Source organism: Azospirillum doebereinerae (assembly GCF_003989665.1).
Taxonomy (GTDB): Bacteria; Pseudomonadota; Alphaproteobacteria; order Azospirillales; family Azospirillaceae; genus Azospirillum; species Azospirillum doebereinerae.
Map to the genome: position 1 here is coordinate 1 of NZ_RZIJ01000019.1, position 17,766 is coordinate 17,766.

Annotated in this window: 15 protein-coding genes; 4 read left to right on the plus strand and 11 right to left on the minus strand. The window is 69.5% G+C overall.

The genetic code is table 11. The features are described from left to right. The coding region (locus tag EJ913_RS21320; protein ID WP_244939442.1) for a xylulokinase at window positions 1–951 on the plus strand (951 nt) is incomplete at its 5' end. A 280-nt stretch (window positions 952–1,231) separates the two neighbouring features. Here EJ913_RS21320 and EJ913_RS21325 read toward each other — a convergent pair. From EJ913_RS21325 to EJ913_RS21350, 7 genes are all read right to left on the minus strand, one after another. Beyond that, on the minus strand, window positions 1,232–2,305 hold the full coding sequence (locus EJ913_RS21325; RefSeq protein ID WP_127001650.1) for an ABC transporter ATP-binding protein: 1,074 nt from the start codon (window positions 2,303–2,305) through the stop codon (window positions 1,232–1,234). Next, window positions 2,302–3,957 (minus strand): ABC transporter permease, encoded by a 1,656-nt coding sequence (locus EJ913_RS21330; RefSeq protein ID WP_244939443.1) that lies wholly within the window; start codon window positions 3,955–3,957, stop codon window positions 2,302–2,304. The genes EJ913_RS21325 and EJ913_RS21330 overlap by 4 nt, the downstream gene beginning before the upstream one ends. After that, the gene (locus EJ913_RS21335) at window positions 3,954–4,988 is read right to left on the minus strand and encodes an iron ABC transporter substrate-binding protein (RefSeq protein WP_127001652.1); all 1,035 of its coding nucleotides are present in this window, start codon (window positions 4,986–4,988) and stop codon (window positions 3,954–3,956) included. Before EJ913_RS21335 ends, EJ913_RS21330 begins: the two co-directional genes overlap by 4 nt. A gap of 178 nt (window positions 4,989–5,166) precedes the next feature. Then, window positions 5,167–6,498: a TonB-dependent siderophore receptor gene (locus EJ913_RS21340; protein ID WP_127001654.1), complete on the minus strand. Its 1,332-nt coding sequence runs from the start codon at window positions 6,496–6,498 to the stop codon at window positions 5,167–5,169. A gap of 7 nt (window positions 6,499–6,505) precedes the next feature. Next, window positions 6,506–6,637, minus strand: coding sequence for a hypothetical protein (locus EJ913_RS33090; protein WP_274389861.1), 132 nt, complete (start codon window positions 6,635–6,637; stop codon window positions 6,506–6,508). A gap of 234 nt (window positions 6,638–6,871) precedes the next feature. Next, entirely contained in the window at window positions 6,872–7,444 is a 573-nt protein-coding gene (locus EJ913_RS21345) for a MurR/RpiR family transcriptional regulator (RefSeq protein WP_185909874.1), read from the minus strand. A gap of 308 nt (window positions 7,445–7,752) precedes the next feature. After that, window positions 7,753–8,517, minus strand: coding sequence for an SDR family oxidoreductase (locus EJ913_RS21350; RefSeq protein WP_127001658.1), 765 nt, complete (start codon window positions 8,515–8,517; stop codon window positions 7,753–7,755). 101 nt (window positions 8,518–8,618) lie between these two features. On the opposite strand from EJ913_RS21350, the gene EJ913_RS21355 reads away from it, so the two are divergent. Then, the gene (locus EJ913_RS21355; RefSeq protein WP_127001660.1) at window positions 8,619–9,557 is read left to right on the plus strand and encodes a LysR family transcriptional regulator; all 939 of its coding nucleotides are present in this window, start codon (window positions 8,619–8,621) and stop codon (window positions 9,555–9,557) included. An 82-nt stretch (window positions 9,558–9,639) separates the two neighbouring features. Here the strand turns inward: EJ913_RS21355 and EJ913_RS21360 are convergent, their stop codons facing one another. The 4 genes from EJ913_RS21360 to EJ913_RS21375 form a co-directional block, all read right to left on the minus strand. Further along, complete coding sequence (locus EJ913_RS21360; protein WP_127001662.1) at window positions 9,640–10,395, minus strand: isochorismatase family protein; 756 nt, start codon at window positions 10,393–10,395, stop codon at window positions 9,640–9,642. Between the two features lie 17 nt (window positions 10,396–10,412). Next, on the minus strand, window positions 10,413–11,729 hold the full coding sequence (locus EJ913_RS21365) for a nicotinate phosphoribosyltransferase (RefSeq protein ID WP_127001664.1): 1,317 nt from the start codon (window positions 11,727–11,729) through the stop codon (window positions 10,413–10,415). Between the two features lie 31 nt (window positions 11,730–11,760). Then, on the minus strand, window positions 11,761–13,461 hold the full coding sequence (locus EJ913_RS21370; RefSeq protein WP_127001666.1) for an NAD+ synthase: 1,701 nt from the start codon (window positions 13,459–13,461) through the stop codon (window positions 11,761–11,763). A 307-nt stretch (window positions 13,462–13,768) separates the two neighbouring features. After that, window positions 13,769–14,908 carry a bifunctional nicotinamide-nucleotide adenylyltransferase/Nudix hydroxylase gene (locus tag EJ913_RS21375; RefSeq protein ID WP_127001668.1) on the minus strand — a complete coding sequence of 380 codons (1,140 nt, stop codon included), beginning with the start codon at window positions 14,906–14,908 and terminating at the stop codon, window positions 13,769–13,771. A gap of 221 nt (window positions 14,909–15,129) precedes the next feature. Here EJ913_RS21375 and EJ913_RS21380 point away from each other — a divergent pair, with 221 nt between their 5' ends. Together EJ913_RS21380 and EJ913_RS21385 are read left to right on the plus strand one after the other, a co-directional pair. After that, complete coding sequence (locus EJ913_RS21380; RefSeq protein ID WP_127001669.1) at window positions 15,130–16,341, plus strand: putative DNA modification/repair radical SAM protein; 1,212 nt, start codon at window positions 15,130–15,132, stop codon at window positions 16,339–16,341. 2 nt (window positions 16,342–16,343) lie between these two features. After that, window positions 16,344–17,750, plus strand: coding sequence for a UdgX family uracil-DNA binding protein (locus tag EJ913_RS21385; RefSeq protein WP_127001671.1), 1,407 nt, complete (start codon window positions 16,344–16,346; stop codon window positions 17,748–17,750). Window positions 17,751–17,766: the final 16 nt, after the last annotated feature.

A 17,766-nucleotide genomic window follows, 5' to 3' on the forward strand; every position in this document is an offset into this window, starting at 1 on the left:
TGGCTCGACGTCGCCCGGCGCGACTGGTCGGACGAGCTGCTGGCCGTGACCCGCCTGACCCGCGCCCACATGCCCGACCTCGCGGAAGGCTCCGCCCCGGTCGCCCGGCTGTCGGCCGGTTTCACCCGGCGCTGGGGCATGAAGGCGCCGCCGGTGGTGGCGGGCGGGGCGGGGGATTGCGCGGCGAGCGCCATCGGGCTCGGCGCCATCGCGGCCGGCGACGGCTTCCTCAGCCTCGGCACCTCGGGCGTGGTGTGGCGGACCACCGACCGCTTCCTGCCCAACCCGGCGCTGGCGGTCCACGCCTTCTGCCATGCGCTGCCCGGCGTCTGGCACCAGATGGGGGTGATGCTGTCGTCGGCGGCGTCGCTGGCCTGGGCGGCCTCGGTCTTCGGCCGGCCGGAGGCGGAGCTGCTGGCGCCGCTGGGCGACGCGGTGGACGGTCCGTCGCCGGTCGCCTTCCTGCCTTACCTGTCGGGAGAGCGCACTCCTCACAACGACGCCACCGTGCGCGGCGTGTTCGCCGGCCTGTCGCCGGAAAGCGGGCGCGACGCCATGGTGCAGGCGGTCCTGGAGGGGGTCGCCTTCGCCGCGCGCGACAATCTGCTGGCGCTGGGGGAGGGAGCCGGCGCCCCAACCGAACTCGACCTTGCCGGCGGCGGTTCGCGCTCGCGGCTGTGGGCGCGGGTCTGCGCCGACGTGTTGGGCGTCACCGTTCACCGCATCGAGGACGGCGAGGTCGGCGCGGGGCTGGGGGCCGCCCGTCTCGGCCGCATGGCGGCGACCGGCGAGGACCCGGCCGCCGTCTGCCGCAAGCCGCGCCGCCTGGAAAGCTTCGTCCCCGATCCGTCCCGTGCCGAAGCCTACGGCCGGGCATGGCTGCGCTGGCGCCGGCTCTATCCCCTCGCCAGGGAATTCGCGGCTGTCGAGGCGTCCGTGGCAGGGCCGTGACGCCCGGATCGTTGATGAGGTTGCGAATCATCGGCGTAGCCGGTCGCACGGCTTCATGGCCAGGGCACAGGCCGAGAAGGCGGTGGCGATGACCGCCGCACCGACAAACAGGCTGCGCGGCCCCAGCCAATCCATCGCCAGGGCATCCGGCAGCGGCGCCGTCGCTTCCGATGGATCCCAACCGTGGGCTTACCGTGAACATCACCGCCTGACTGGAAGGTCGGCCGGCTGGTTTTGCCGCTCTTGCGGGTCGGGCGGCCGGCCCGGAAACGCAAAGCCGCTACGTTGCGAAGACGTGAGCCTTGCCGGACACCGTGATCCGGACATGGGTATTGATCGCCGGCAGGTCCAGGCTCGAGCTGTGGACCGTCAGCGCCGGCTGGGAATCCTGGGCGTGACCGTTCAGCAGCGACACCGCGACCTTGCAGACGGCGCCGCCGAACTCCACGGCGGTCACCCGGCCGTGGCAGGCCGCTTCAGGGGAGGCCGCCGGATCAGCGGGCGAGGCGGGAGCCAGCCGAAGCTGTTCGGGGCGCAGCATAATCTCCGCCCGCCCGCGCCGCGAACCGGTGTCGGCGGCGACGCGGCCGAGACCGCAGGCGGCCCAGCCGTCGCCCAATTCCGCCGGCAGCACGATGGCGTCGCCCAAAAAGGCCGCCGTGTCGCGGTCGCAAGGCCGGTGATAGAGTTCCTGCGGCGTGCCCGCCTGCGCGAGCCGCCCCTGGCGCAGCACGGCGACGTGGTCGGCGAAGGACAGCGCCTCGTTCTGGTCGTGGGTGACCAGGATGGTGGTGACGCCGGCCGCGCGCAGCAGATCCGCCACCGCCTTGCGCATCGTCTCCCGCAGTCCGGTGTCCAGCGCCGAGAACGGTTCGTCGAGCAGCATCAGCCGGGGCTGGCGGGCCAGCGCGCGGGCCAGAGCCACGCGCTGCTGCTGGCCGCCCGACAGCTCATGCGGGCGCCGGCCCAGCATCCGGCGGTCCAGCTCGACCATGTCCATCATGTCCAGCACGCGGGCGTCGCGCCCCGGCAGGCCGCGCTCCAGCCCGAAGGCGATGTTGTCGGCGACGCTCAGATGCGGGAACAGCGCGCCGTCCTGCGGGACGTAGCCGATGCCGCGCCGGTGCGCCGGAACCGCCGAGGCGCCCTCGGCCAGCACCTGGCCGTCCAGCGTCACCCGGCCGGAATCGGCGGTCTCGAAACCGGCGACGATGCGCAGCAGCGTGGTCTTGCCCGACCCGGAGCGCCCGACGATGGCCATGCGGGCGCCGGCCGGAACGGCGAGGTCGATGCCGTCCAGCGCGGCCATCCCGCCGTAGCGCTTGCCGATGCCTTGAATCGTGAGGAACGTCATCGTCCGGCCGCCCGTTTGGATTGCGCGTGGAGAAGGAAGGTCAGCGGCAGCGACGCCAGCACCATCAGCACCGCGTAGGGCGCCGCCCCGGCGTAGTCGAGTTCGGCGGTGAAGGACCAGAACTCGGTCGCCAGCGTGCGCGTGCCGTTGGGGGCGAGCATCAGGGTGGCGGTCAGCTCGTTGGCGATGCCGAGCGCGACCATCGCCATGCTGGCGGCGGCACCGGGCGCGGCCAGGCGCAGCGTGGTCTGGCGCACCGCCTGGAAGGGCGTGCGGCCGAGCGACATCGCCGCGCGCTCCAGCTCGACCGGGGCCTGGGCGATGCTGCCGCGCAGCCCCACCAGCGCGCGCGGCAGGAACAGCAGCCCGTAGGCGAGCAGCACCGTCGCCACCGTCTGGTAGAGCGGCAGGGCGACCCGCACGGTGATCGTCACCAGCGCCAGCGCCACCACGACTCCGGGCAGCGCGCCGACGTGGTAGTGGCAAGCCTCCATGATCCGTTGCAGGCGGCCGGGCGCCCGCACCGACAGCCACGCCATGGGCAGGGCGGCCAGCGTGGTCAGCGCGGCGCCGGCCAGCGCCAGCAGCGCGGTCTGGCCGATGGCACCGAGGACGGCGGGACCCCAGACGGCGGCGCCGCCGATCAGCAGCCAGCGCCCCAGCGTGACCAGCGGCACGCCGAGCGACAACGCGGCGGTCAGGGCCGGAACCAGCAGGGCGGGCAGCGTGGCGTTGCCCAGACGGCGGCGGTCCGGCAGCCGCGCCGCGCCGGATCCGACGCGCGCGTAGCGCTCGTTGCCCCGGACGGCGGTCTCGGCGCCCAGCAACGCCAGGCAGCACAGCACCAGCACGCCCGCCAGCATGTTGGCCGCCGGCCCGTTGTAGGCCGACTGGAACTGGTCGACGATGGCGGTGGTGAAGGTGTCGAACTGGATCATCACGTAGAGGCCGTATTCGGCCAGAAGATGCAGCCCGACCAGCAGCGCGCCGCCGCAGATCGGCAGACGCAGCTGCGGCAGCACCACCCGGAGGAACACCTCCCACGGCCCGAGGCCGAGCGAGGCGGCGACGTCCTCCATCGCCGGGTCGAGCCGGCGCATCTGCGCGGCCACCGGCACGTAGAGGAAGGGAAAATAGGCGAGCACCGAGACCAGCGTCGCGCCGGACAACCCGTGCAGGCCGGGGGCGACGGTGATCCAGGCGTAGCTGTGGACGAAGGCCGGCACCGCCAGCGGCGCCACCGCCAGCCAAGCCCAGAGCCGAGCGCCGGGCAGGTCGCTGCGCTCGGTCAGCCAGGCCAGAGCCACCGCCAGGATGATGGCCGGGGGCAGCGTGGCGAGTTCGAGCAGCAGGGTGTTGACCAGCAATTCGCCGACGCGCGGTCGGAAGACCAGCGCCGCCACCGTGTCCCAACCGGTCTGAACCGCGATCCAGGCAACGAAGCCGAGCGGCAGCAGCGCGATCAGCGAGACCAGCGCCGCCAACGCGATGGCGGCGGCGGGGCCGTTCGGCCGTCGCCACCGCCACCCTTCACCGGCGGTCGGAGACCGCCATGCCCCCTCTCCCCGCGCGCCGTCTTCCCGCGCGTTGATGCCGGGATGGACGGCGTCGCGGAAAGCCGGCGTGCGGGGATCGAGGGTGGGGTGCGTCACAGCAGGCCAGCCGCCGTCATCAGGTCGGTGACGGCCTTGTTGTTCAGCGTCTCCGGCGTGACCTTCGGCGCCTGCAGCTTGGCGATCGGCTCCAGCTTGGCGTTGGACGCGACGCCGCTGGCGATGGCGTACTCATAGGCGTTGCCGTCGCGCAGAATTTCCTGGCCCTTCGTGCCGGTCATCCACTTGACGAAGGCCTGGGCCTCCGCCTTGTGCTTGCTCGACGCCAGCACGCCGGCCCCGGAGAGGCTGAGGAAGGCGCCCGGATCGTTGTTGCGGAAGTAATGCAGCGCGACGTTCTTGCTGTTCTCGCCGGTGTTGGCCTGATCGCCGACGTAATAGTAGTGGTAGATCACCGCACCCTCGACCTCGCCGGCGTTGACCGCCTTCATGGCGACGCCGTTGCCCTTGTAAGGCTTCGCGTTGTCCTTCACGCCCTTCAGCCAGGAGGCGGTGGCCGCCTCGCCCTTCAGCTGGAGCAACGCGCCGACGATGGCCTGGAAGTCGGCCCCGGCCGGCGAGGCCGCCCAGCGGCCCTTCCAGCTGGGATCGGCGAGGTCGAGCAGCGACTTGGGCAGCTGTTCCGGCTTCAGCTTGGCGGTGTTGTAGGCGAAGACGGTGGAACGCGCGGCGACGCCGGTCCAGTGGCCGTTGGCCGGGCGGAAATTCTCGGGCGTCTGGGCCAGCACGTCGGCGGCCAGCGGGGCGAAGAGCCCGGCCTTGTCGACCAGCGCCATGGCGGGCGAGTTCTCGGTCACGAACACGTCGGCGGGCGAGGCGGCGCCTTCCTGGACGATCTGGTTGCCCAACTCCATGTCGCCACCCTTGCGCAGCGTCACCTTGATGCCGGTGTCGCGGGTGAAGCCGTCGGCCCAGGCTTGGGTCAGGCTGGCGTGCTGGGCGTTGTAGACGACGATTCCGTCGTCGGCCGCGCTGCCGGCCGTGCCCTGGGCCAGGGCCGTCAGGGACGAACCGGTGAGGACGACGGTCACCGCCGCCGCGCGGGCAAGATGCTTGAACACCATGGTCATGGTCACCTTCGCTGCTTTATCGATATCGACGTGTGCCGGGAGCGTCGATGCCGCTCCAGTAACACAGGGAATAGGATGCGAATCAATCTCAACCGCAGCCGTAAGCGTCCGAGAGGCGGCATGGGAGGCATGACGACACCGGGCGGCTTGGCGATCCGGTGCCGCGCTCCCGGCCAACTCAAGCCCTCCGCCCGGCCAGGATGGTGGAGGGGGAGAGCCGGGACGACGGGACGGCCGGCACCCTTCCCGGCTCGGCGGTCTGGACCGAGCCGTAGAGGTTGAGGCGGTAGCCGGTGCGGTTGCGCAGGCTGATGCCGTTGTCGAAGCGGTGCTCGACCGCCGCCGTCACTGCGTCCACCCGCGCCTTCACCGGGCTGCGTTCGGGATCGCCGAAGAAGGTGGCGGTGCCGGTCTCGAAGGGTTGGCCCCGGAAGGACGGAATGCCGCGGTCGGCCACCCGGTCGTCCTGGAAATGCTCATAGCCGACCTGGAGCAGCGTGTTCTCGTCCAGGCGGAAGGAGGCCGTCGGGTTGAGGCCCCAGCGCCGCAGTTCGACGCCGTTGCGGTAGCTTTCCGAAACCTCGTAGACGCCGGTCAGGCGTAGGGCGACCGCCTCGTCGACACCCTGGCCGACGTCGAAGGAGCCCCGGTAATGGGCGTTGCTGCCGGTCTCGACCTTGGCTTCGCGGGTGCGGGTCCAGTCGGCCTGACGGCTGACGCGGTTGATCAGGCCGCCGACGCCGCCGCGCCCGAAGATCATCGCGTTCGGGCCTTTGACGACCTCGACCCGCTCGATGTTGTAGAGGTCGCCGTAATACTCGACGTCGTCGCGGATGCCGTCGAGGAAGAAGTCGGCGGTCGTGCTGTTGCCCCGGAACACCGCCGTGTCGCGGTTGCCCTCGCCTTGGGCGAAGCCGACGCCCGGCACGTAGCGGACGGCGCCTTCCAGATTCTGGATCGCCTGGTCGTCCATCTGCTGGCGGGTCACCGCCTGCGGCACGTCGCGCAGGTCGGTTTCGGTCTTGGTGGTGCTCAGGATACGCTTGGCCTGATAGCCGCTGTCGGGCGGCGTTTGGATGTTGAAGCCTGTCGCGGCCCCCCCGACCTGAACGGGGTCGATCACAACCGGACCCGATGCGGCGCCCTGCGCGGTCGCCAGCGCGACGGAGTTGGCGCCGGTGAAGCGGTAGGTCAGCCCGCTCCCGGCCAGCAGGCGGGCCAGCCCCTCGGACACGCTGAACGTCCCGCTGACGCCGTTGCTGCGCAGAGCCCCCAATGGCGCGGCGTCATAGAAAAGCTGGATGCCCGCCTTGTTGGCGAAGGATAGCGGTTGAGCGACGCCACGGCGTCGCTCAAGGGGACGCGGTCGAACACCAGACGGCCATGGAGCCAGGCGTCGGCGTTGTCGAGGTCGATCAGGGCGGTCGCCTCCAGACCGCTTGTGGCGTGGTAGCGGACGGTCTGGCCGGGCGACAGCACGACCGCGTCGCCCGGAGACTTCGGCCAGCATCGCGGGGTCACGACTCCTTCTCCGGGGCGGGCGCCGTCTTGCGGCGGCGCGGGGTGTCCGGCGGCCCGGCGCGGTCCTGGTCGAGCAGGTCGGCCCAGCCGCCGCCGATCGACCCGCGCAGGTCGTTCAGGCGCTTCAACTCGGCCAGCGAACCCGAGGTGTCGGACGCCGTGACGCCCAGGATGATGGCTTCGAGGCAGACGAAGGTCGCGCCGTGCAGGGCGACGCGCTGGGACCGCCCGCGCAGGACGGGGATGGTGACGTCGGCGTGGCGGGACAGCTTCTCGTCCAGCGAATTGGTCAGCAGGACGATGGGCAGCGCCAGCCGGCGCGCCTCGGCGATGACCGCTCCGGCCTCGGCGTAGGCGCGGCCTTAGGCCATCATCAACACGGCGTCTCCGGAGCGGAGTTCCAGCAGTTGGTCGGCCAGCGCGCGACCGCTTTTGTTCAGCAGATGGATTGGCCGCCCATGCCGGCGCAGCACCGCGACCGCCATGGAGATCTGCATCCGCGCGGCGCCGCCGCGCAGCGCGCTCAGGGCATCCTGGTGGGTGGACAGCACCAAGTCGATGGCGGGGTCGGCGCCCTCGGCGATGTCGATGAAGGTCCGGCTCATGTTGTCGGCCGGCGTTTCCTTGTCGCCCAGGCTGGCCGCCAGCGCCCGCCGGAGATCCGGCAAGCCGTCGAAGCCGAGCGCCTGCACCGTCCGCACGACGCTGGCGTCGGAAGTGCCGGTGACCGCCGCGATCTGGAGCGCGGATTTGGTCAGAACCTCCAAGCGGTTCTGGTCGATGTAGGTCGCCACGCGCTGGAGCGACGGTGGAAGCGAGGCTGCCTTTTCTTGAATGGCTCGACGGGCGTCCGCTGGTCCTTTTCGTCCCGTGAGGCCATACCGTCGTAAACCCTGTCGAAACTGCTTGTCTGTAATAAACCATACGAATGGCAATCGCAGGCGTCAATGCCACTCATTCGCAATAATATTATTGCAACCACTTGGAACGCCGAACCATTCACGAAAGCCGTACGGAAGGGCAGGTCGAGGACTGCCTCCAGAAGGCTGGTCTCAACCAGGGTCCACATCAGCCGGATACGCCCCTCCGGGAGCAAGCCGCCGTTGGATTGGCGTCGGGTGGAGAGGAGGCTGAGGTGTGAGCGGAGCGGCGTGACCTTCCGCCACGCGGAGGCGAGGTCACGCCCGTCCGGGGCGACGGGGCGCGGACGGCCAACCGATGCCCCGCCTCTGCCGGCGTCCGGTCAGATCTGGGCCATCCCGCCATCGGCGAACAGCTCGACGCCGTTGACGAAGCTGCTGTCGTCGGAAGCCAGGAAGACGGCGGCCTTGGCGATCTCGTCGGGATCGCCGACACGGCCCAGCGGCACCTGCGCCGCCAGATAATCCACCAGTCCCTGCTGCTGCGCGGCGTCCGGACCGGCCAACTCGACCAGACCCGGCGTGCGGATCGGGCCGGGGCTGAGCGTGTTGACGCGGATGCCACGATCCTTCAAATCCAGGATCCAACTGCGGGCGAAGCTGCGCACCGCCGCCTTGCTGGCGCTGTAGACGCTGAAGGCCGCCGTGCCCATGCTGCCGGCGGTCGAGCCGGCGAGGATCACCGAGGCGCCGCTCCCGAGCAGCGGCAGCGCCTTCTGCACCGTGAACAGGACGCCCTTCACATTGCGGTCGAAGGTGTCTTCGTACTGCTCCTCCGTGATGGCGCCCAGCGGCAGCATGCCACCGCCGCCGGCGTTGGCGTAGAGCACGTCGATGCGGCCCTTGTCAGCCTGTATCCGGGCATAGAGCCGGTCAAGGTCGGCGAGGTTGGACGAGTCCGCCTGGACGCCCGTCGCGGCGCCGCCGGCCGCGGTGATGGCGGCGACCGCAGCGTCCAGTTCGGATTGGCGGCGGCCGGTGATGTAGACGAAGGCGCCCTCATCGGCAAAGCGCTTGGCCGCGGCGAGGCCGATGCCGCTGGTGGCGCCGGTGACGAGGGCGATCTTGCCGTCAAGCTTGCGTGACATGTGGCTCTCCATGTTTGGGGGTGTGCGCTGGTCACAAAGCTATCGACGGCTGAGGCATATCGAAATAGAAATGACTGAAAACGAACGTTGCGGATTTGTCGATGTCGAAGCTTCCCGATTTCGAGGGGTTGGCGATGTTCGCCAAGGTGGCGGAGGAGCGCTCCTTCGCCGGCGCGGCGCGCGCCATGGGGGTTTCGGTCGCCACCGTGTCGCGCGCGGTCAGCCGGCTGGAGGAGAGGCTGGGCGCGCGGCTGTTCAACCGCACCTCCCGCCGCCTGGCCCTGACGGACTTCGGCCATTCGCTGACCGAGCGTGCGGCGCGCCTGTACGACGACGCCGAAGCGGCGGAAAACATCGTGCGCGAGATGTCCAGCCGTCCGCGCGGCCTGATCCGTCTGGCGGTGCCGATGTCCTTCGGCCTGCGCTGGGTCGCGCCCCTTCTTCCGGACTTCTTCCGGCTCTACCCGGAGATTTCCATCGATCTGCACCTGAGCGACGCGGTCGTCGATCTGGTGGGCGACGGCTTCGACGCCGCGCTCCGGATCGCGGTGCTGCCGGACAGTTCGCTGGTGGCCCGGCGGCTGTGCCCGATCTCACCCGTCGTCCTGGCCGCTCCGAGCTATCTGGCCCGCCACGGCCAGCCCCGGCACCCTCGCGAACTGAACGGTCACCATTGCCTGGGCTATGCCTACCGGCGGCGGCAGGACATCTGGCGCTTCACCAACAGCGCCGGCGAGGAGGAGAGCGTGACGCCTTCCGGCCCCTTGCGCGTCACCAACGCCGACGCGCTGGTGCCCATGCTGCTGGAAGGGCTGGCGATCGCCGAATTGCCGGAATTCATGGCGGCCGAGCCTCTCGCCGACGGGCGGGTCGTCGCCATCCTGAGCGACTGGTCCTTGCCCAGAGGAGGCCTCTACTTCATCACGCCATCGGCCCGCACGCGCCCGGCGAAGGTCGGGGTGCTGGCCGATTTCTTCGCTGAACGTCTGTCGGAACCGGTATGGCGGCGCTCGATGGACAAGGCCGTGGAAAACGGCTGACCCGGCGAACAGTCGATTCTGGAGTTGGCTTGCCATCCGCTGCTGGGCAAGGCGCACGCTCGTGCCGACGCCGAGGGTTTGCTCAGAACACCAGCTCTTGCGCAATCACCGCGCCGCTCGCCTGCATAAGATACAGCCCGATGTGATGGGCGACTTTCTGTGGATGAGCCGCGGTGTCCGGCAGGCCGATGTTTCGCGCCGTCTCCAGCGGCAGATCGTAGGTCGCGCAGCCCGGCTCGTAAACGACGATCTCCCGGAGCGGCCCTGTCATGCCGTGGTTGCGCGCCGACAGCAGGGTCTGCACGGCCTGGAGCACGCAGATGTCCGTGCAGATGCCATCGACCACCAGGGTCTCGATGCCGTTGCCAAGGATCCAGTCGAGCAGGCGGTTCCTGCCGGTCGCCGGATCGGTCAGCCCGACCACGCCGTCGATGCAGTCCTTGCGCATCAGCGTGACACCGGGAGCCCCCTCCAGCCAGGCAAGTTCATCGACCAGATTTTCCTCGCCGGTACCGATTTCGCAATGGGGCGGGTAGGGGTGTTCGGGCTTGCCCGGTTCGTGGGTGTCCAGGAACACCGCGATGGGACGCCGTGCCTCGATGAACAGGCGGTCGGTGCGATCGATTTCCGCGATCATGCGGGCGACCTGCGCGTTGGCCACCGGCGGCGCCAGATTGCCGCCCCCGACGGCGGCGAACCCCTTTACCGGATCCACGTCGAGCTTGCCGATTTTCTTGCCGTCCAGCGCGAAGCGGGTCGGGCGCACCGGCATGACGGCGGCAACGGCCTCCAGTGCGGCGGCCGGGCCGACCAAGCGGTCGATCGGGGTGTCGGTCATGATGCGTCTCCTCTCGTTCAGACCAGCACCGGGACGTTCGCGACGCCTTCGGTGCCGAAGACGGCGCGGTAGCGGGCGACCTCGGAGGCCGGTCCCGTGGCCTTCTCGTAATTGTCGCTGAGTTTGACGGCCCCCTTCCAGACGGCGTCCACCTCGACCGCGGTGACCTTGCAGACCAGGCTCAGCGGATCGAGGCCCTGGCCGTTGCGCGGGTGGCAGCCCCGGAAATCCGAGGTCAGCAGCGTGCCCCAGCCGTAGCCGTCGCGGATGCGGCCGCCGAAGGTCTCGTGGAGCCGCAGGATGTCCCCGACGTCCAGACCGTCGCTGAACAGCACGCGCTTTTCCCTGGGATCGCGGCCGTGCCGCTCCAGCCAGGCGATGTACTCCTCGCCGGCCGCCACCGGGTCCTTGCTGTCCACCCGCATGCCCGTCCAGTCCGCCACCCAGTCCGGCGCGTTCCTCAGGAACTGGGTCGATCCGAAGGTGTCGGGCAGGAACACCAGCATCGCGCCGCCGTAGGTCTCCTGCCACAGCCGCAGGACCTCGTACTGCGCCTCCAGCAGCGCGTCACCGGTCCGGGCCAGAGCGGCGACGGTCGTCGGCAACTCGTGCGCGTTGGTGCCGATGGCCTCCAGGTCGTGCTTCATGGCGAGGTACGTGTTGGAGGTGCCGATGAAGCGCGGGCCGAGCTCGGCCGCCATCGTCTCCACGACGTATTCCTGCCAGAGGAAGCTGTGGCGCCGCCGCGTGCCGAAGTCCGAGAGGCTGAGGTCGGCGACCGGGCGCAGGCGCTCGATCTTGTCCCAGAGGCGGACCTTGGCGCGGGCGTAGAGGATGTCGAGCTCGGTCTCCGTCATGCCGGCCAGCGCGGCGCGGGTCTTGAGCTCGTTGATGATGCTGAGCGCGTGGATCTCCCACAGGGTGACCAGGGCCCACGGCCCCTCGAAGTCCAGGCGCCATTGGCCGTCCTCCTCGGACAGCGTGTAGTCGGGCAGGACGACGTCGCCGGCGAGCCAGGCGACGAACTCGGGCCGGAAAATGCCGTGCTGGCCGTAGAAGGTGTTGCCCTGGAGCCAGACCGCCTCGGAGCGCTTCAGGCGCAGCGAGCGCACGTTGTCCAACTGACGGCGCAGTTCGGTTTCATCGACGATCCGGGCCAGCTTCACCGATCTGGTGCGGTTGATCAGGCTGAAGCGGACCTTCACGTCCCGGAAATGCAGCCAGATGAACTGAAGCATCGCCAGCTTGTACCAGTCCGTGTCGAGCAGCGAACGGACGATGAAGTCGGAGGCGAAGTTGTGGTTGTGGGCACGGGTGCCGAAGTTGATGAGCATGACGGGAACCTCCTGTTCCTAGCGGATCGGGTCACAGCCCGTAATGGTTGGTGATCGGCAGACGCCAGCCCAGCCCGTAGGTCCGTTCGGTGACGACGACGCCCGGAGGGCTCTGGTCGCGCTTGTACTGCGCGCGCGCCGTCAGGCGCCCGATCCGCTCGGCGTAGGCGGCGGAAACCGGCTCGCCCACCACGGCGCTCGCCAGGGCGGCGGCACGGTCCGCGCCGTTCAGCCCCTCGACCATGCCGACGAGCACCGCGTCGAGATGCTCGTAGGCGCCCAGCGCCTGCTCATCGGTTTGGCCCTCGCGCAGTTCGGCGGTCGGCGGCTTGGTGAGGATTCGCTCGGGCATCACCGCGCCTTGCGGGCCGAGCAGCCCAGACGGCCATTGCGCGTTGCGCCAACGCGCCAGACGGAAGACGACGGTCTTGTAGACGTCCTTCAGCACCGAGTAGCCGCCGCACATGTCGCCGTAGAGGGTGGCGTAGCCGACGCTCATCTCGCTCTTGTTGCCCGTGCTCAGCACCATCAGCCCAAGCCGGTTGGAGAGCGCCATCAGCGTCATGCCGCGCGTCCGCGCCTGCACGTTCTCGAAGGTCGTGTCCGCCGCCGGCACCGGCCGGTCGTCGAAGACCGGGGCGAGCATGGCGTCGAAGGCGTCCATCGCGGGCGCAATCGGCACGGTCAGAAGACGGGTCCCGAGCAGGGCGGCGGCCCGTTCGGCGTCCTCCATGCTCTCCGCCGAGGTGTAGGGCGAGGGCATGCGCACCAGCAGCACGCGCTCGGGCCCCAGCGCGTCCACCGCGACGGCCGCCGACAGGGCGCTGTCGATGCCGCCCGACATGCCGAGCACCACGCCGGGGAAGCGGTTCTTGTTCACGTAGTCGCGCAGGCCCAGCACGAGCGCCTGGTACACGGCCTCCAATTCCTCGGGGTAGCCGTTCGGCGTCGCGCCGAGCACGTCGCCGCGGCACAGTTCCACGCCCCCGTCCTCGCTCCGCTCCAGCCGGATGTCGAAGGCCGTTTCGCGAAAGGCGGCCTGGGCGATCACCAGCCCGGCGCGGTCCATGACGTAGCTTCCCCCGTCGAACACCAGGCTGTCCTGGCCGCCGACCTGGTTGACGTAGAGGATCGGCAGGCCGGTGGCCTTGACCGTGCGACGGCCGATGGCGAGCCGGACCGCCTGCTTCCCGGTCTTGAAATGCGAACCGTTCGGCACGATCAGAACCTCGGCGCCATCGGCGGCGAGCGTCTGGGCGATTTTGCCGTGCCAGAAATCCTCGCAGATGGCGATGCCCAGGCGGAAGCCACGGAAATCGACGGGGGAGGGCATCGGGCCGGGCGCGAAGACCCGCTTCTCGTCGTAGACCTCGTCGTTGGGCAGGGTGTGCTTGAGCACGATCCGCATCGAGCCGTCGGTCTCGACGAGGAAGGCGGCGTTGTGGGGCAGGGCGCTGCCGTCGAGCGGGCCGCCGACCAGCACCGCCGGCCCGCCGTCGCCCCGCATGTCGTTGGCGAGCGCGTCGAGCGCGGTGCGGAAGTCGCGCCGGAAGCCCGGACGCAGCACCAGATCCTGAAGCGGGTAGCCGGTGCCGAAGCACTCGCTGAACACCAGCAGATCCGCCGTGCCGTGGTGTTGCGCGCGGTGGCGGCGGACGATGTCGAAATTGTTGTCGAGCGCGCCGACCGTGGGATTGGCCTGGACGCAGACGATGCGCAGAGTTGCCGACATGATGCCCTCATCCTGGGAGCGCTCCGTTCCGGGAGCGCGTACAGCGCCGTCGCCTGAATCCCCGCATGGCGGGGAGTCGGGCGGTTTGCAGGTTTACGGTCAGCGGCGCGCCTGGGCGACGCGGCGGCGGACGGTCGGCGATGGCAGGGGAGGGCGGTGGCGGGGCGAACCCAAGGGAAAACGCGTGGTGCGCATGGCAAAGCTCCTTTGCCGAATGCCGCCGGTCTGTCCGGCGGGCTTGGTTGAGGCGACGATCCACGGATGGTTTCATGCGGATCGCAATCGAACACTCCACCGGATCTTCCGGTCAGTGTCCGGCCTGGGCGATCATCGTCTGGATGATGTGGAAGTGGTCTTCGAACATCCGTTCGGGGTCGATCTCCGCGATCGGCATCCAGCGGGCCGACTTGGCGTCGTCGCCGCCGCGCACTTTGGGAAACCCCTCCTCACCGGCCTTGAGCTGGATGAGGAACGCCTGGGTCACCGTGCGCCCGCGCGAGGAGCGGTAGGGATGGTCGAAGATCTGGCTGGCGCGGACGCTGCCCTCCAGGAACCCCGCCGGGACCTTGAGCTTCGTCTCCTCCCGCAACTCCCGGATCATGGCGTCCTTGATGCGCTCGTGCTGTCCGACGAAGCCGCCGGGCAGGGCCAGCAGGCCGCGCCCGGGCAGGCCCCGGCGCTCGATGAGCAGAACGTGACCGGACAGGACGACCACGGCGTCGGCGGTGAGAAAGGTCGGAGGGTAGGGGGCGTCGGCCCAGCCGGCCTTGTATTTGGCGATGTAGGCGCTTTCCTCGGCGAGCCGCTTGTACTCTTCGGTGCGCGCGAACTCGGCCATGAAGGCCGCGACGTTGGGGGGTAGCGCGTCCTTCCACTCCTCCAGCGCCGCGGCGGCGTCGGAAAAATAGGCGTCGCGGATGGGGGTGGCCGAGATCCCCCGGGCGTTCCCGCATTCCACGGCGCCCCATTGCGGGAACATGCGCAGGTAATAGCTGCTGTGGTCCTTGGAATGGCCGATCAGGCCGATCCTGGGCGCCGAGCCGTCGGCGGGGCGGTGGTGCTGCACGACGACGCCATGCACGGCGGCCTGAACGTCGCGGATCCATTCCAGATCGTTGTAGCGGTCGATGAGAGGCAGCACCGTGATGCGCTGGCACTCCTCCGGTGAGAAGGCTCCCAGGATGCAGGCACGGACCTCTTCGAAGCGGAAGGGGTTGCGGTGGCTGCGCGCCTGACGGGACGACCCGACCAGCAGGATGAGACGCCGCCCCAGGGACAGGGCGCGCTGCATTACGGTGAGATGGCCGAGGTGGAAGGGGCGGAAACGGCCGACAAAGACCATAAAGTCATAAGTCGGGGCGGCTTGCGCGCCGGAGGCCGTGGTCCTGGCCTTTCTGGGCAACGAAAGGGTGCCGGACTCGCGCCCGGTGCTGTCTGCGGAGGTCATGCTCAGCAAGCTCCTTGCTGAAAGAACGCTGCGGTCTATCCGCAGCACAACGACAATAGGATCGCGGCGACCATTTCTCAAGGCCGTTCCGTCCTCCCTTTCGGGGTAGCCGCCAAGGCGCCGGGCGACACCCATGGCGAGGGCGATTGTTTCGCCATCCGCTTGCCTCTCCGTGCTATAAGAACATATTAGGAACATCATGGCGGCGCGAGGGCGGAATTTTGGACGAGACCCTGATCGACAAGCTCGGCATCCTGGCCGACGCGGCGAAGTACGACGCGTCCTGCGCCTCGTCCGGGGCCAAGCGGCGCCAAGGCGGCGCGGAGGGGCTGGGATCCACGACCGGGGCCGGCATCTGCCACGCCTACACTCCGGACGGACGCTGCGTCTCGCTGCTCAAAATCTTGCTGACCAACTACTGCCTGTTCGACTGCGCCTACTGCATCAACCGCCGCTCCTCCAACGTGCGCCGTGCCCGCTTCAGCGTGGACGAGGTGGTGCGCCTGACCATCGGCTTCTACAAGCGCAACTGCATCGAGGGGTTGTTCCTGTCCTCGGGCATCATCCGCTCGCCCGACCACACCATGGAACAGATGATGCTGGTGGCCAGGACGCTGCGGCGCGACCATGGCTTCGCCGGCTACATCCACCTGAAGACCATCCCCGAGGCCAGCCCCTGGCTGATCGAGCAGGCCGGGCTGTGGGCCGACCGGCTGTCGATCAACCTCGAACTGCCCTCCGACCTCAGCCTCAAGGCCTTCGCGCCCGAGAAGGACGGCGCCTCGATCAAGGCGGTCATGGGACAGGTGAACGAGCGCATCGTGGAGGCCAAGGAGGAGCGGCGCCGCTTCTCCCCCGCTGGCCAGAGCACCCAGATGATCGTCGGCGCCGACGACGCCACCGACCGTTCGGTGCTGGAAACCAGCGACACGCTCTACCGGCGCTATGGGTTGCGGCGGGTCTACTACTCCGCCTTCAGCCCGATCCCGGAGGCCAGCTCGGCGCTGCCCGTCAAAGCGCCGCCCCTCCAGCGGGAGAACCGCCTGTACCAGGCCGACTGGCTGCTGCGTTATTACGGCTTCACGGTGGAGGAGATCGCCGCCGGGGGCGACGGCGGCATGCTCGACCTCGGCATCGACCCCAAGCTGGCCTGGGCGCTGAAGAACCGCGCGCGCTTTCCCATTGACGTCAACCGCGCCGACCGCGAGCTGCTGCTGCGGGTGCCGGGGCTGGGTGCCCGCGCGGTGGACAAGATCATTTCGGCCCGCCGCCACAACCGCTTGCGGCTGGAGGATGTGGCGCGGCTGTCGTCGGGGCTGAAGCGGGCGCGCGCGTTCCTCATCGCCGCCGACCATCACCCGGCCGGGCTGACCGATCGGCTCGACCTGCGCCAGAAACTGGTGGCGCCGCCACGCCAGTTGAGCCTGTTCTGACCATGCTTCCGGTGACGCTGGGGGAGGGGGCGGATCTCGACGGTTTCCGCCGGGCGGTGCGGCGGCTCATTGCCGCCGATGCGGCGCCCGAGGCGGTGCTGTGGAACGGCGGAGCCTTGTCGTTGTTCGGCGATGCCACCGAATCGGCCCTTGGGAGCGACCCGCCGCCGGTCTCCCTGCCACGGGCGGTGGGAGCGCTGATCGAGACGGTGGTCTGCCACCGCGACCCGGAACGCTACGCCCTGCTCTATCGGTTGGTCTGGCGGGTGCTGGGAGGCGAGCGGGCGTTGCTCGACCAGCACGCCGACCCGCTCGTGCACCGGCTGGCGCGGCTCGACAAGGCGGTGCGGCGCGACCTTCACAAGATGCACGCCTTCGTGCGTTTCCGTGAACTGCGGGACGCGGACGGCGACGCGCGCTACGTCGCGTGGTTCGAGCCCGACCATTTCATCGTCGAGGCCGCCGCCCCCTTCTTCGTCGAGCGTTTCGAGAGCATGGTGTGGTCGATCCTGACCCCGGTCGGCGCGCTGCACTGGGACCGGCGCAGCCTGACGGTCGGGCCGGGGGCGGTTCGGCCGGATGGTTTGGCGGATGACGGGTTCGCCGAGGGTTGGCAGCGCTATTACGAGAGCACCTTCAACCCCGCGCGGGTCAACCCGACGGCGATGCGGGCGGAAATGCCCCGAAAATACTGGGCCAACCTGCCGGAAACCGCCGCCATCCCCGCCCTTGTCCGCTCCGCCCCCGCCCGTGTCCGGGCGATGATCGAGGCGGAGGCCGCCATCCCCCGCCACCGCGCGCCCGACAAGGCGGTCGCCGCCATGGCGCGGCAGGAACAGGAGACGCTGGCCGCGCTGAACCAACTCATCGCGCGCTCCGAACCGCTGGTGCCGGGCGCGACGCGGGCCGTGTTGGGGGAGGGACCGCTCGGCGCGGCGCTTGCCATCGTCGGCGAGCAGCCGGGCGACCAGGAGGACCGGCAGGGACGGCCGTTCGTCGGTCCGGCCGGCCAGTTGCTGACCGCCGCGCTGGAGGAGGCCGGCATCGACCGCGCCCAAGCCTATCTGACCAACGCGGTCAAGCATTTCAAATTCGTCCAGCGCGGCGAACGCCGCATTCACCAATCTCCCACCGCCGGGGAAGTGAAGCATTACCGTTGGTGGCTGATGAAGGAACTGGGCCTCGTCCGGCCGCGCCTTGTCGTTGCGCTGGGGGCGACCGCCGCCCTGGCCCTGGCCGGTCGCAGCGTTTCGGTGCTGAGGGAGCGGGGGACGATGAGCTTCGGGGACTGGGACGGGTTCGTCACCGTTCACCCGTCCTATCTTTTGCGGCTACCGGATGAAGGGCAGAGGGAAAGGGCGCGCTCGGATTTTGTCGCCGATCTGCGGCGCGTGTCGGGCCTGCTTTGAATGAGGTGATTTGCCA